Annotated in this window: 10 protein-coding genes; 3 read left to right on the top strand and 7 right to left on the bottom strand. The window is 39.7% G+C overall.

The features are described 5' to 3' along the window. The first annotated feature begins 80 nt into the window (after nucleotides 1–80). From OCU60_RS06530 to OCU60_RS06520, 3 genes are all read left to right on the top strand, one after another. Nucleotides 81–1,268, top strand: coding sequence for an acyl-homoserine-lactone synthase (locus OCU60_RS06530; RefSeq protein ID WP_074373800.1), 1,188 nt, complete (start codon nucleotides 81–83; stop codon nucleotides 1,266–1,268). Then, a complete protein-coding gene (locus OCU60_RS06525; RefSeq protein WP_074373799.1) occupies nucleotides 1,261–3,789 on the top strand; it encodes an ATP-binding response regulator in 2,529 nt (842 codons plus the stop codon). The genes OCU60_RS06530 and OCU60_RS06525 overlap by 8 nt, the downstream gene beginning before the upstream one ends. Nucleotides 3,790–3,955: 166 nt before the next feature. Next, nucleotides 3,956–6,517: an ATP-binding response regulator gene (locus OCU60_RS06520; protein ID WP_083602700.1), complete on the top strand. Its 2,562-nt coding sequence runs from the start codon at nucleotides 3,956–3,958 to the stop codon at nucleotides 6,515–6,517. Nucleotides 6,518–6,595: 78 nt separating this feature from the next. On the opposite strand, the gene OCU60_RS06515 is transcribed toward OCU60_RS06520, so the two are convergent. The 7 genes from OCU60_RS06515 to tig all read right to left on the bottom strand — a co-directional run bounded on the left by OCU60_RS06515 (nucleotide 6,596) and on the right by tig (nucleotide 15,472). Then, nucleotides 6,596–6,805, bottom strand: a complete 210-nt coding sequence (locus OCU60_RS06515; RefSeq protein ID WP_306345738.1) for a ComEA family DNA-binding protein — start codon at nucleotides 6,803–6,805, stop codon at nucleotides 6,596–6,598. A 234-nt stretch (nucleotides 6,806–7,039) separates the two neighbouring features. Next, the gene (gene ppiD / locus OCU60_RS06510) at nucleotides 7,040–8,893 is read right to left on the bottom strand and encodes a peptidylprolyl isomerase (protein WP_074373797.1); all 1,854 of its coding nucleotides are present in this window, start codon (nucleotides 8,891–8,893) and stop codon (nucleotides 7,040–7,042) included. Between the two features lie 248 nt (nucleotides 8,894–9,141). Next, nucleotides 9,142–9,414: an HU family DNA-binding protein gene (locus OCU60_RS06505; protein WP_021020075.1), complete on the bottom strand. Its 273-nt coding sequence runs from the start codon at nucleotides 9,412–9,414 to the stop codon at nucleotides 9,142–9,144. A 191-nt stretch (nucleotides 9,415–9,605) separates the two neighbouring features. Then, on the bottom strand, nucleotides 9,606–11,957 hold the full coding sequence (lon, locus tag OCU60_RS06500; protein ID WP_074373796.1) for an endopeptidase La: 2,352 nt from the start codon (nucleotides 11,955–11,957) through the stop codon (nucleotides 9,606–9,608). 116 nt (nucleotides 11,958–12,073) lie between these two features. Then, nucleotides 12,074–13,348: an ATP-dependent protease ATP-binding subunit ClpX gene (clpX, locus tag OCU60_RS06495; RefSeq protein WP_074373795.1), complete on the bottom strand. Its 1,275-nt coding sequence runs from the start codon at nucleotides 13,346–13,348 to the stop codon at nucleotides 12,074–12,076. Between the two features lie 86 nt (nucleotides 13,349–13,434). Further along, a complete protein-coding gene (clpP, locus tag OCU60_RS06490; RefSeq protein ID WP_074373794.1) occupies nucleotides 13,435–14,061 on the bottom strand; it encodes an ATP-dependent Clp endopeptidase proteolytic subunit ClpP in 627 nt (208 codons plus the stop codon). Between the two features lie 106 nt (nucleotides 14,062–14,167). Further along, a complete protein-coding gene (tig, locus tag OCU60_RS06485) occupies nucleotides 14,168–15,472 on the bottom strand; it encodes a trigger factor (protein ID WP_074373793.1) in 1,305 nt (434 codons plus the stop codon). Between the last annotated feature and the right edge of the window lie 400 nt (nucleotides 15,473–15,872).

Raw genomic sequence — 15,872 nt, 5'->3', positions numbered from 1 at the left:
TAAGCAACTCGAATCATCGGAGTAGTGATGATAGCATAACAATAGGTATATGCTTTTCATGGATTTTAAGGCAGGTCACTGTGTATTTACCAACGTCAGAGCACCCCCAAACAGACAACAGAATCTGGAATCAACAACATATCGACAACTTTTTCATTGAAATTGAATTACAACTACAAAAAACATCAGAGTTCTCCGGATTTGCCGAATTAGTCAACAGAAGAAAACAAGATATTACGCAAGCTTATCCAGAGCTTGCCCATGGGAATTTAGCAGCACTTTTCGAACATCCGAGAGCCATCGAACATACCCTCAAGTCTCCTATACCGGCGATGATTCCTAAGTTTTGGCACGATGTAGAAATAATCGCGATAGAAAAGTTCGGTAACCTACTTGCGTGCTGGGCTGCTTATGAACGTTTTCTTATACTACAACGCAATCAGCCCCTGTCGTTTGCCTCCTGTCCCCCACCACCAGCAGATGAATACAGCTATCAGTCCGAGATAGTTGATCGTATCGAAATCGATCATCGACTTTTTTTAACATTACATAGCCATATAGCGCTAACACTTTCTGATGCCATAAGCTTAATTAATCTCGACATTTTTATTATCGAGCAAAAGTGGTATGAAATGCTGTTCTGTCTCCACTTGTCCCAGCGTGGTAGTCATTTCATTCTATACCACACAAAGAACACCCCATACCCACTACTTGTCTCTACGGCTCTTATTCAACACTGGCAGGAACGAGAAAATTGGTTAACATTTGATCCATTTTTTCAAGGAGATGGGTGGTACTCTTGTTTATCAAATGAAACAAAAATGCATCTATATAAGACTGGCCTATTTTACAATAGTATAATGCAACATGTTGAGCTAGAATTTGAATCATCATTTTCGGAATGCATCAAAAACACAGATGCTGTGTGTGAAGTCCTCCGATTAACCGTGAGTGGCTCAAAAAATTTACGTTTTTTTCTTCTTTACCTTTGCCAAAAGCTACTGATGAAACAACTAGTTAAATATGGAAAAAAACTCTCATTCACTATCATTGAACAACCGATCATGCTCAACTTATATAAAGCCTTAGATCGAGTCTGTTATCTTAATCGTAGCTACTGTGATATCAATCAGGAAAATGTTCTGACCTACAAAGGCTTTTGGTTAAACGAAGAGTTAGGTAACGCCTTAAGTGAGTATAATTATAGTGAATATAAATTTTTAATAACTGGCCGACGGAAAAAAATCGAGGGAACAAAGGTTGTTTGAATCACTCATTCATCATTTAATTTATCCTAAAGCTCTTCTGTTATTGAGCACCGCTTTTTTCAGTCTCGGATGGCTGATCTATTTTATTCGTTGTTCAATTCAACAAAGCTTGGGCATGTTGAAAACATTATACTATCCATACGTGATGTATACTTTCTTCATCACACTTTGGATCATGAGCAACGCTTATTTTCATACAGAATGGTTAGTTGATTTTGGTAATAGCGGTGCAGTATTTATGGCTAAGGCTGCGAATATTTTCTCTTTTCTAGCTTTTAGCTCTGCCTTTCATTTTTCTTGTCGACTAAAATCTCTTAACGAAAATCATAGTATTAAATACTGGCAGCTAGCTTTAATTACTATAAGTACAATCTATGCATTTTATGTCAACCTAACACCAGGGCTGACAGTGGTAGGTGTTATCGTTGAAGCGCCAAGCAAATTCACTATCCATTTCGGTTCTGAAACGCCAACCTTCTTTTTTCTATTAATACTGTTTACCTTTCTAACATTATTTAATACGCTCGGGCTCAGTAAAAGTAGCGATAAATTAAAACGAGTAAAATCAACCTACATGGTTATAGGTATCGTAATATTTATGATATCAACTGCTGTCATCCATGTATTTATCACAACCGTATTCAATGATTTTTCATTTACATGGCTACCGCCAGCCTTCTCAATTATTGAACTTTTCCTGATGGGCTACGCTGTAATATTCCACCGATTCTACAGTTGGAAATATTTATTGCATTTATCATGCAGCACTTTATTCGCGTTATGTGTATATATAATTCCGTTATGGGCGTTCAGCCAAGCATTCAATATTTTAGAATATATTCCTCATCTCTCTGCATGGTGTTTATTGTGTGGTGCTACATTTCATTACACGTGGGCTAAGGTTGCTAAATGGTCCAGCTTATTAATTTATAGAGATACAGAGACACCTGTTCATAAAATTTTAAGTCTATCTAATGATTTTCAATACTCTACACAAGATGCCATGTACAAACTTGCGCAACTATTAAATTTGGAGAAAGAACAGACAATTCTGATTTCCGACGCACAATCGAATGAACTTTATGCAACGTATCTAATTCAAGACGACTCCGTTTTACTTCTTGAAGAAGTTAAATATCATTTTAATAATACAAGAAATCAACGTCTTAATCTCATCAAAGAACAGATGTCGAAACATAATGCTGCAATGATTCTTCCGTTATATGATCATCATAACACAGTATCTCAATTGTTATTTTCACCCCATAAGAGTAATGGCTCGCTTTATTCTAATGAGGAAATATCAGCACTTCAGAAACTCTTTAGCAAAGTACAGTCATATATTCGTAGTGAACATCATGTGAAACAAGCACAAGCAATGGCAAAATCTATTGCTCATGAAATGCGCAATCCACTATCGCAAATACTGTTACATCTCGAAAACCTCGATAATATTGCAAGTCATATTGATACAGCTAGTCATTTCCGTGAAGAGATTCAACGCGGCAGAGATTCAATACAGCATGGAAATCAAATGATTGATATCATTCTTTATGAAGCAAACCAGTCAATCATAAATAATAGTAATATAGAACCATATCAGATCTCTTCTTTAGTCGATCAGGCTATTAATATCTATGCTTATGAATCAGATGATATTAAATCAAGAGTCCATTTTTATTCCGATAATGACTTCATAATCAAGGTGAATGAGACGCTATTCGGATTCATTATTTTCAACTTGCTAAAAAACTCAATTTGTTACTTTAACAATCACCCTGATAATAAGATTGAAATTCGGTTAGAAACAGGAGACAAACAAAACAAATTATTGTTTAAAGACTATGGCCCAGGAATTGAACCTCAAATTATTCAGCGTATTTTTGATGAGTTCTTCACATACCAAAAAAAAGAAGGCAGTGGACTAGGATTAAGCTATTGTAAAAGAGCGATGAAACTATTTGGTGGCCAAATTGAATGCCGTTCTATTTATGGAAATTATACAGAATTCTCCCTTGTTTTTCCTTATATAGAGCCATTACCTTCTCATACTTATTCGCAAAATGATTTTCTTCAACAGCTAGATCTAGATTTAAACGAATCAAAAACCGATCATTGTAATAAAATAAGTGACAATTTAACGGCAGCAAAGATCCTTGTAACAGATGATAGTCAGGTACAGAGATCTCTTGTAAGGTTATATTTAAAGAAACTGGGGGCAGAAGTATACGAGGCAGAGAATGGACAACAAGCAATCGATGTTGTATCTCAAAAATCTATTGATATTGTCTTCATGGATATTCAAATGCCAATAATGAATGGTTTTGAAGCTTGTAGACAGATCAAGGCCATGTACCCGAATCTTCCCGTTATAGCGCTCTCGGGTGAGTCTGGTGAACAAGAAATCAGACAGATCGCTCAAACAATGGATGATCGATTACTCAAACCAACAACGCAGAAGTTACTGAAAGAGATACTAGAAAAATGGATAAAGAAAAATGAACTAATTGAAAATTTTTGATTCATAAATGACTCTCAGATGTCATTTATTGATATTAATAACATTTATAACCTAACATTTTGTGTTCTTGATAAAAAATATAACAAGTAATTGCTCCTTCCTAACAATCATGAAGAATTAACGGTAAAATAGAAAGGTCGAGCTCTCCAATAGATAGGAGTAAACGTTGGTTGGTGATAACTTCATTATTAATATAATTTATCCGAAAGCTTTATTATTGCTAGGTACAGCACTCATTAGTTTTTTATGGCTTATTTATTTTTTATACACAACATTGAAGCAAGGGATAAAAAAATTTAAATTTCTCTACTATCCATATTTTATTTACATGATATTTATCATTTTATGGATTTTGAGCAATGCTTATTTTCACACTGAACTGCTTGTGATTAATGGGGAGAAATGGGCCATATATATGGCAAAGGTTGCTAATATCTTTTCTTATATGGCATTTAGCTCTGCCTTTCATTTTTCATGTCGCCTGATTTCTGAGAAAAAGAACAATAGAATAAAATTATGGCAATCTTTATTACTCTTTCTATTGACTCCATATGCAATATATGTCAATTGTATAGGTAATTATACGGTTGTACACGTAGATATTTTATCACCTAGTAACTTCACGATACACTTTGGCTCTAGCACACCATTTTTCTTTTCTACCTTAATTATATTTACATCATTGTCTGTTTTAAATTTGTTTAATTTCCGTCGAAAAACAAATAATAAAATAAACTCTATCAAATCAACATATATGTCATTGGGGATCATTATCTTTATGACATCAACTGCTAGTATTCATATTTTCTCCACTTATATATTTAAAGATTTTTCATTAACTTGGCTCCCCCCTGTTTTATCAATTACAGAGGTCCTTCTCATAGGATATGCAGCATTATTTTGTAGATTTTATAGTTGGCGTTATTTATCTTACATAGCGATAAATACTCTCTCATCAATTATAATATTCTTTCTACCGATAACTATCGTAAGTTTATTATTGAATATGAACAACTCTATCTTTATATTAATTTGGAGTTTACTCTATGGCACTTTGATCGATAAAGTATGGAACTTTTTCTCCCAATACTCTAGCTTATTTATTTATAGAGAAAAAACCATACCAAGTGACAAAATATTAGATTTAAGTAATGATTTTCAGTCGTCACCTCAACAAGCATTAGAAAGTTTAACTCAACTATTAAATATAGAGAAGAAAAAAATAAAAATAGTATCTAGTATGTTTTCAAAAAAAATATATGAAAACTATATAGAAAAATATAACTCTGTATTGGTTTTTGATGAAATAGAACAATATGTGAAAAATTTTGATGACAGTAACATAAAATTTATTTATGAACAGATGTCAAGATATGAAAATGCGATCATAATTCCCTTATATGATAATCATAATTCCATATCTCAGCTATTCGTTTCTCCCCATAAGAATAATGGTGATTTATACTCAAATGAAGAAATACATGCTCTGCAAAAATTACTAAAAAAAGCTCAGATATATATTAATTATCAGTCTCATATTCACCACTCTCAAGCGATGGCTAAATCGATAGCGCATGAAATGAGGAGTCCTCTTGCTCAAGTGCAACTTCATTTAGAAAACTTAGCGAATTTTACTACTAACATGTCTCTTTCTACAGAGATAAAAAATGAAATTCAACGAGGTATTGATGCAGTCCAACATGGTAATCAGCTGATTGATATCATTCTACGAGAAGTGAACCAAACACTGAATAGCCAAAAAAATATGGCTCCGTTTTCAATCACAGAGCTATTAAACCTAGCTATTCATGATTTTGCTTACGAATCAGAAGAAAAGAAAGAACGCGTTAGTATAAGTTCAGATATTGATTTTAAAGTCTATGTGAATAAAACCTTATTTGATTTTATCATTTTCAATTTAATCAGAAATGCAATCTACTATTTTGATTCATCACCTCAGAGTAGGATTGAGATTGAATTAACATCAGGCCTTAAGGATAACCAGCTACACGTCACCGACTACGGCCCGGGCATTGAACCACAAATTGTACATAGAATCTTTGATGAATTCTTCACCTACCAGAAAAAAGGGGGTAGCGGCTTAGGCTTAAGCTACTGCAAAAGAGCAATGAAACTCTTTGGTGGTGACATTCAGTGCCAATCGGTTTATGGCGAATACACAAGGTTTACTCTAACCTTTCCTCACGTCAAACAAGAAGAGCAACTTGTACAACCACAAATTGATGTGGCAGAAATTCCACCCCCTGAACGATTGGAATCAGCTCAGACCATATCGGCCAGTCAGAAACAAATCGCATTAGTTACTGATGATAACGCAACACAGAGAGCGCTAGCAAAACTCTATTTGGAATCTCTTCACTTTACCGTTTACGAAGCTAAAAATGGGAAGGAAGCTGTTGAGATGGTTCACCATAATACTATCGATATTGTCTTCATGGACGTTCAAATGCCTGTCATGGATGGCTTGAAGGCATGTACAATCATTAAAGAAACTCACCCGACACTCCCAATTATTGCTCTTTCTGGAGAGTCGGGTGAAGATGAAATTGCTCAGATAAAAAGTACGATGGATGGTTGGTTGATTAAGCCCACCACCAGACAGTTATTACAACAAACCGTACTCAAGTGGTTGGAAATGGATAGTCTTCAGACGGTAAATCATATCAATACGCCAAAGCCTCAAGCCAATACGATAGATACGTTATGAGCTGCTCATATTACATATAAATCGATCATCAATAAGCACTGTTTTATCCGAATTGTTTTATCCGAGCAATGGCCGCCACTATAAGGCTATCCGACTACGGTTCCTCTCGACAAGCGACATACCTATCCCCTTGACTGCTGTAACATCCTCTATCTGAGTAAATGGCCCATGCTCTTTTCTATAGTTGACGAGAGCCTGTGCTTTTTTCAAACCAATACCGCTGAGCGTTGTAGCAAGCTCTTCCGCGGTTGCACCATTGATATTGACAATATTATTAACGGGACTCATCAAAGGAGCAGTAGAGGCAGGCACATCTGTCGCTGCATAAACCGTTTGTAATGGCAAACACACGACTGAAAGTACAGAAAGAAGTAATAGTTTAAGCATAAGATTTATCTCCAAATCAAAAAATTCAGATTCATCCTAGCGAAGCCTGTTAAAAATACGATACTGACCGATATAAATTAAAACGGACTACAAAAGTAGCCCGTCTCAACAAACATATCAATTACATCCGGCTTATCACTGAGCCGCAAGATAATACTCGATATCGGTTTGCTCTCTTAAGATCTTCAAGAGACCGGTGAGATCCTGTTGACGAGTCAAACGTTGCATCTGGACAGCCAATTGCTGGGTTAATTGCTTATCCGTTGTCGATTCAATCTTCGTTAACTCGACTAATACAATGCTTCCTTGACGATCTTTCGTCTGTCCGTAAACAGGCTGACCCTCTTGTGGTTTTTGCATTGCAAAGACGGACCGTGCCAACGGTGAACGCCGATCAATCATCGTTAATTCACCAAATTTGAGCTGGTTTTTCTCAAGTGCTGTCATATCACCCTGTTTTAAACCAGCCAGCACTTTTTCAGCAATCGCTTCTGTTTGCTGTTCAGCCTTCACTTTAGACAGCGCCTCAACAACCTGCGCTTTCACGGTATCGAAAGGCAATAATGTTTCTGGGCGACGCTCTTCAATACGAACAACCACAACATCTTCAGGTGCCACTTCAACCACAGAAGAGTTCAAACCTTCGTTTTTGACTTCTGGGTTATCTAACGCTTTCTGAACGGGTGCAGCACGCAGAATCTCTGGTAAATCCGTCAACGACACAAAATCAGTGGTATGAACCTTCTCTTGAACAGTTTTAGCCGCTTCATCCAGAGAATCAGGGCTTTCAAAAGCGACTTTTTCAAGATCATTCTGTAATTGATAAAAACGATCAAGTGCCCGCTCATCCCGAATCGATGCAATCACATCGTCTTTAACTTCTGAGAAAGGTTTCACTTGAGCTGGTTTCATTGCATCCAGCTTGATGATGTGATAACCAAAATTCGATTTCACAACACCAGAGAGGTCACCTACTTTTTTCAGCGCAAATGCCGCCTTTTCAAACGCAGGATCCATGACACCTTTTTCAAACCAATCCAGCTCACCGCCCTTACTAGCACTTCCCGGATCCTGAGAATCCTCTTTCGCCAGTTTTGAGAAATCAGTACCTTCTTTCAGTTGTTTTAATAAAGCATCCGCCTGTTTCTCATCATTCACCAGAATATGACTGACTTTACGCTGTGCTTTGATTGAATATTGGTCTGCATGATCCTGATAATATTTCTCAGCCTCATCATCAGTAACTTTGATTGATGACTTCAATTTGTCCGCTGAAAGCTCAAGGTAGGAGATTTTAAATTGCTCTGGTCGCATGAAATTGTCTTCATGAGATTTATAATATGCATTCAAATCATCATCACTGAGTTGAATCTTCTTCGCATAATCATCCGTTGCAAGTGTAATCGTTCTGATTTCTCGCTTCTGCGCAAATAATGTGGCCTGAGCATCGACTTCACCATCTAAAGTAAAGTCGCTCGATTGAACCGCTGCCAGAAGTTGGTTACGGACTAAATCACTTCTTAGGAATGCCGCAAAAGAATCAGGAGAAAAACCAGCCCGACGCAATGCAGTTTGATAAATATCCTGATCAAATTTGCCGTCTGACTGGAATTGCGGCATGTCTACAATGGCCTGACGAACCTGTTTATCACTAATTCTTAAGCCCAATGCTTCAGCATGTTGTTCAAGTAGAACATCATTCACCATTTTATCTAATACAGAACGGCGGAAAGATGCCACATAACTCGGATCAGCAAGCAGGTTCGAGAAGTAATCACCTAATTGTGATTGCATCCGGTTCCGCTCATTTTGATAAGCTTGTTCGAATTCTGCCCGGCTTATCTTTGTGCCTCCAACCTTTGCTGCTGCATCATTACCACCACCGACAAGGTAGCTACTGACTCCCGCAAATACAAATGATAAGATTATCAATCCAAGGATAATCTTAATCGCGATGCTATTCACACCCTCGCGCAACCGATCCATCATAATTTAATCATTCTCCGGCTTAATGGCCACTTACTCAATAAATACTCTGTTTCTCAAAACAACCTTTCGGAAATCAATGATTTTCATCATCAAAAAACTTTCACCATTGATAGTTTTCAGAACCAACTAAATTCAAAGCGAATGACGCGATAATATCAGAAAAAAGAAATGCGCATCACTACGATGCGCATATTTTCAAAACGTTTGACTTAATTTTGCCTCAATTAGCAAAATTCTGTGCAACTAAATTAGTTACACGCGTCTTTCAGTGCTTTACCAGCTTTGAAAGCAGGTACTTTTGCTTCAGGGATTTGAATCTCATCCCCTGTTTTCGGATTACGGCCAGTACGGGCTGCGCGAGTACGAACACTAAATGTTCCAAACCCAACCAGAGCAACTTGCTCACCAGACTCGAGTGTACCACCCACTGCATCTATGAATGCATCAAGAGCACGGCCCGCAGACGCTTTAGAGATTTCAGCATCTGACGCAATTTTATCGATTAATTGTGTTTTATTCACTGTGATTCCCCTTTCTTCACCTATCGTTATATTTAAAGGTGATTTTTGTTCCATTAAGTCCGAAAAATGGCTTAAAGCCTTGTTGTATCAGGGCTTAAGCCATAGTCAGTAACTATGGCCTCCAAAAAAAACGCTGACAAGCCTTTTTATGCTAATCAGCGTAAACTTTTAGTTATTTTTGCTGTATATCACTATTTTTGAGACTCAAACTCAACCCCTAACGGAGCGCGCTCTAGAGCCACGGTGAGAACCTCATCAATCCATTGCACAGGAATGACTTTCAGATCAGCGATGATATTCTCAGGAATTTCTTCCAGATCCCGTTCATTATCTTTCGGGATCAAAACGGTTTTTATTCCCCCCCGATGAGCGGCAAGCAATTTTTCTTTCAAACCACCAATCGGTAAGACTTCACCCCGTAATGTAATTTCACCGGTCATGGCAACATCAGCTTTCACAGGGTTACCTGTAAGACAAGACACGATAGCGGTACACATTGCCGTACCAGCACTGGGACCATCTTTTGGTGTCGCACCTTCAGGGACGTGCACATGGATATCGCGTTTTTCGTGGAAATCACTATTGATCCCCAGTTTTTCTGCGCGCGAGCGAACCACGGTCATTGCCGCTTGAATCGACTCTTGCATGACATCGCCCAACGAACCGGTCTGCGTCAGTTTTCCTTTACCAACCATAGACTGTGCTTCAATGGTTAACAGATCACCACCGACTTCTGTCCAAGCAAGACCTGTCACTTGGCCAATACGGTTACTTTCTTCCGCTTTACCGTAATCAAAACGCTGTACGCCTAAGAATTCTTTCAAGTTCTCCTGCGTAACAGTCACCAGCTTGATATCTTTATCCAACAAAATTTGCTTCACGGCTTTCCGGCAAATTTTTGAAATTTCCCGTTCTAAATTCCGGACACCAGCTTCTCTGGTGTAGTACCGGATAATACCGATGATTGCGGAGTCATCAATTTCAATTTCTGACTGTTTCAAACCATTTCGTTCAACCTGTTTAGAAACCAGATGACGTTTGGCAATATTCAACTTTTCATCTTCGGTATATCCCGAGAGACGAATCACTTCCATTCGGTCAAGAAGTGGGCCGGGAATATTCATTGAATTTGAGGTCGCTACGAACATCACATCAGACAGATCATAATCGACTTCCAGATAGTGATCGTTAAATGCGTTATTTTGCTCAGGGTCAAGCACCTCAAGCAATGCTGATGATGGGTCCCCTCTCATATCCGATGACATTTTATCAATCTCATCCAAGAGGAATAGTGGGTTTTTTACACCGACTTTGGACATTTTCTGTATCAGCTTACCGGGCAACGAACCAATATAGGTGCGGCGATGGCCACGGATTTCAGCTTCATCGCGAACCCCACCCAATGCCATCCGGGTATATTTTCGCCCAGTCGCGGCTGCAATCGAACGCCCCAGAGATGTTTTACCAACGCCCGGAGGACCGACTAAACAAAGAATCGGACCTTTTAATTTCTGAATACGATTTTGAACTGCAAGGTACTCGACAATGCGCTCTTTCACCCGTTCCAACCCATAGTGATCTTCATTTAAAACCACTTCAGCTTTCGCCAGATCTTTTTTCACTTTCGAACGCTTCGACCAAGGAACATTCACCATCCAATCGATATAGCTCCGAACTACCGTTGCTTCAGCAGACATCGGCGACATCATCTTCAGTTTCTGGAGCTCCTGCTCGGTCTTTTCACGCGCTTCTTGAGGCATCTTCGAATCTTCAATTTTCTTCTTCAGTGTCTCAAATTCGTCAGGCGCATCATCCATTTCTCCCAGCTCTTTCTGAATCGCTTTCATCTGCTCATTCAGATAATACTCCCGCTGGGATTTTTCCATCTGTTTTTTCACTCGGTTGCGAATACGCTTCTCAACCTGTAGCAAGTCAATTTCAGATTCCATCTGGCCCATCAAAAATTCCAGACGTTCAACCACATCAATAATTTCAAGAACTTGCTGTTTATCAGCAAGCTTCAAAGGCATATGGGCAGCAATCGTGTCAGCCAGACGGGCAGCTTCATCGATGCCATTTAAAGCAGTTAAAACTTCTGGTGGGATTTTTTTATTGAGCTTAATAAACCCTTCAAACTGATTAATCGCACTGCGAACAATCACTTCTTGCTCTTTTTCATCTAGTTCAGGTGTGATTAAGTAGCGAGCTTGCGCAGAGAAAAAATCACCTTCAACAAAGGATTCAACCTGTGCACGTTGTTGCCCTTCAACAAGCACTTTAACCGTACCATCAGGTAATTTCAGGAGTTGTAAAATCGTCGCGACCGTGCCGACATCAAACAAGTCATCAATGGCTGGCTCATCCGTTTCTGCTTTCTTTTGAGCGACTAAAAGAACCTGCTTATCATTGTCCATCGCAGCTTCAAGACATTGGATTGATTTTTCACGGCCAACAAATAAAGGAATAACCATATGTGGATAAACCACAACGTCTCGTAGTGGCAATACGGGGATCTCTATACGCTCGGAACGTTCCAAGTTCATATTCTTCTCTCTTCCGCTTCTGTCTATATGGCAGTATATGGGGTCTAAACAATGGGATTCAATCGTAGAATAAAAAAAAGGAGGTAATCATACCTCCTTCGTGAGACTTTGCTGAATTATTCGGCACCGGCGGCCTGATTTTCATTGTTAGAATAGATGAGTAACGGTGAAGATTCACCATTAATTACCGCCTCGTCAATGACAACTTTACTCACATCATTAACCGATGGTAACTCATACATCGTTTCTAACAACACTCCCTCAAGAATCGAACGCAATCCACGAGCACCTGTTTTACGCGTCATTGCTTTTTTAGCAATCGCACGTAATGCATCTTCTCTGAACTCTAAATCAACATCTTCAAGTTCGAAAAGTGCACCGTACTGTTTGGTCAGCGCATTCTTTGGTTCACAAAGAATTTGTATCAATGCTGCTTCATCCAGTTCCGTCAGTGTTGCTGTCACGGGCAGACGACCAATAAATTCGGGAATTAACCCATATTTCACTAAGTCTTCCGGCTCGACCTGAGTAAACAGTTCGCCGACCGTCTTGATTTCATCTTTGGAACGAACTTCCGCACCAAAGCCGATACCTGTTCCTGTCGCGACTCGCTGCTCGATCACCTTATCCAGTCCGGCAAACGCACCACCACAGATAAACAAGATTTTTGATGTATCAACTTGCAAAAATTCTTGTTGTGGGTGTTTTCTGCCACCTTGAGGCGGAACCGATGCAACCGTCCCTTCAATGAGTTTCAACAAGGCTTGCTGCACCCCTTCACCGGATACATCCCGTGTAATCGATGGGTTTTCGGATTTCCGTGAGATCTTATCGATTTCATCGATATAAACAATCCCCCGCTCTGCCTTGGCAACATCGTAATCACATTTCTGCAGTAGCTTCTGGATAATGTTCTCAACGTCTTCCCCGACGTAACCTGCTTCGGTCAGTGTTGTCGCATCTGCCATTGTAAATGGCACATCCAAAAAGCGAGCCAGTGTTTCAGCCAATAAAGTTTTACCGCTACCTGTCGGCCCAATCAGCAGGATATTACTCTTACCTAGTTCAACGCCTTCACTTGTCTTATCACCATTACGCAGACGCTTGTAGTGATTATAGACAGCGACCGCAAGCACCTTTTTCGCGTGCTCTTGACCAATCACATAGTCATTAAGATGATCCCGAATCTCATGCGGCGTCGGTAATGCCGTTGACTCTTTCTTCGGAAGTGCATCCTTAATTTCTTCTCGTATAATGTCGTTACATAGATCGACACATTCATCACAAATGTAAACAGAAGGACCTGCGATCAGTTTGCGAACTTCGTGTTGGCTTTTGCCACAGAAAGAGCAGTACAACAGTTTACCACTCTCTTTGCTTTTATCTGTCATTCGCTAACCTCTTAGCCTTTATCCATATGCTGAGTTTATATCAATTTGTATCAAATTGCGCTATTCAAATGAAGAGCACTATCAGCCTATTTGCCTCGATGTGTCAATACTGCATCCACCAGACCATAATCTACAGCTTGCTGCGCAGACATAAAATTATCCCGATCTGTATCACGTTCAATCACATCCAGTGGCTGCCCAGTATGTTTGGCAAGAAGATCATTCAATTTTTGTTTAATCTTCAAAATTTCCTGTGTATGAATCTGAATATCAGATGCCTGACCACCAAAACCGCCCAACGGCTGATGAATCATCGCACGTGCATTTGGCAGCATGAAACGTTTTCCGGCGGTTCCGCCTGCTAATAAAAACGCCCCCATAGAACATGCCTGACCCATACATACTGTACTCACATCAGGTTTGATGAACTCCATGGTATCATAAATCGACAATCCGGCATCAACACTTCCGCCTGGAGAGTTGATATACAAAAAGATATCTTTATCCGGATTTTCTGATTCCAGGAACAGGAGCTGAGCCACGATAAGATTTGCCATCTGATCTTCAACCTGACCGGTCAAAAAGATAATACGCTCTTTCAGCAGACGGGAATAAATATCGTAAGAGCGCTCACCTCGAGAGGTTTGCTCTACCACCATTGGTACTAAGGCGTTCATGATTGACGACATTTCATTTTTTTCTTGGTAGCTCATATTCTTATATCCCTAAAATAAATGGTCCGAATGACGGACATCATGCGGACCATTGTTATCAGAATAGTTAACCTTTAGTCAACCTTCTATGATACATATTGCCTAATTAAGCAGCGTTCTGAGAATTCATCAGCTCGTTGAAGCTTACATCTTTCTCAGAAATTTTTGCTTTAGCAAGGATTGCATCAATAGCTTGCTCTTCAAGTGCAACGTTACGCATATTATTCATGAGCTCTTCGTTTTGCTCATAATATGTCATAACTTCTTGCGGATCTTCATAAGCGGTTGCCATGTCTTCGATCAACGCTTTTACTTTTTCGTTATCAGCTTCCAGTTCATCTGCTTTGATGACTTCACCCAGAAGTAAACCAACGACAACGCGACGTTTTGCTTGTTCTTCAAACAGTTCGCGAGGCAGCTGTGCTGCCGCTTCAGGATTGCCACCGAAGCGTTGTGAAGCTTGCTGGCGAAGCACTTCGATTTCTTGATCGATCAAGGCAGACGGAACGTCAATGTCATTTTCTTTAACCAGACCATCAATGGCTTGTTGCTTGATACGCTGTTTCACAGCTTGCTTGAGCTCGCGTTCCATATTCTTACGAACTTCAGCTTGAAGTGCTTCAATACCACCTTCGCTCACACCAAATTTCGCGACGAATTCATCGTTCAATTCTGGTAATTCACGCTCTTCAACTTTGCTAATCTTAATTGCAAATTTTGCCGCTTTACCTTTCAGGTTTTCAGCATGGTAGTCTTCAGGGAAAGTGACGTCGATTTCAAACTCCATCCCAGCAGTTTTACCAACGATGCCATCTTCAAACCCAGGAATCATACGGCCAGCGCCCATTTCCAGAGCGAAGTCTTCAGCTTTTCCACCTTCAAAAGCTTCACCATCAATGGTGCCGACAAAATCAAGTGTCACGCGCTTGCCTTCTTCAGCAGCTGCGTCTACTTCTGTCCACGTTGCTTGCTGCTTACGCAGTGTTTCAAGCATCTCTGCCACATCTTCATCTTTTACCGCGACGTTTGGTTTCTCGACTTCGATATTGTCCAAGCCTTTCAACGCAACTTCAGGATAAACTTCAAACGTCGCGTTAAAAACTAAGTCTTTATTCTCTTCATCTTCAACAGGAGTAAATGTCGGCGCGCCAGCAGGGTTCACTTTTTCTTGGATAATCGCTTCGATAAAGTGACGCTGCATCACTTCACCAAGGATATCCTGACGTACTGCTTTGCCATACATCTTAGCAACCATTTTCATCGGCACTTTGCCTTTACGGAAGCCATCGAAACGACGGTTTTTTGCGATGTTGCGCAGTTCTGCTGTAACAGCATCTTCGATGTTAGCAGCAGGAACAGTAATATTCAGACGGCGTTGTAGGCCTTCTAGCGTTTCAACAGTAACTTGCATTCTATATAAACCTCAAAACTGGCTCAGTTCTTCTGAGCATCATGAGCCTAGATCGCACTGATCTCGGCTGCATCCATGTTCCGTACTCTTTCAGAGTACATCTATAACGAAATAAAATAGTGAGCAGTGATGTGGAGTAGTCATCGCTCCACAACAGGAGATACCCCAGATATGCTCCTATCAGACTCAGGACATTCTTTTTAGACGCGACATTCTAACGACCAGAGCTACAACTGTCGAGTCTATCTCAGCAGACGAATACCTGACGCTCAGAATTTATTCTCCTGCCTAGCAAAAATCTTATCCGAATTGCTCCGTAGATTGACAGGTTGGGGATAAAATTGTCCTTTTCAAGGGAAAAACGACTTTTTCCCTGTGAAATATTGAAAAAGAGATCCTG

The organism is Vibrio spartinae, from assembly GCF_024347135.1.
Classification (GTDB): domain Bacteria; phylum Pseudomonadota; class Gammaproteobacteria; order Enterobacterales; family Vibrionaceae; genus Vibrio; species Vibrio spartinae.
Note: the sequence above shows the minus strand (reverse complement) of the source record. Positions and strands in the feature narration are given on the sequence as shown.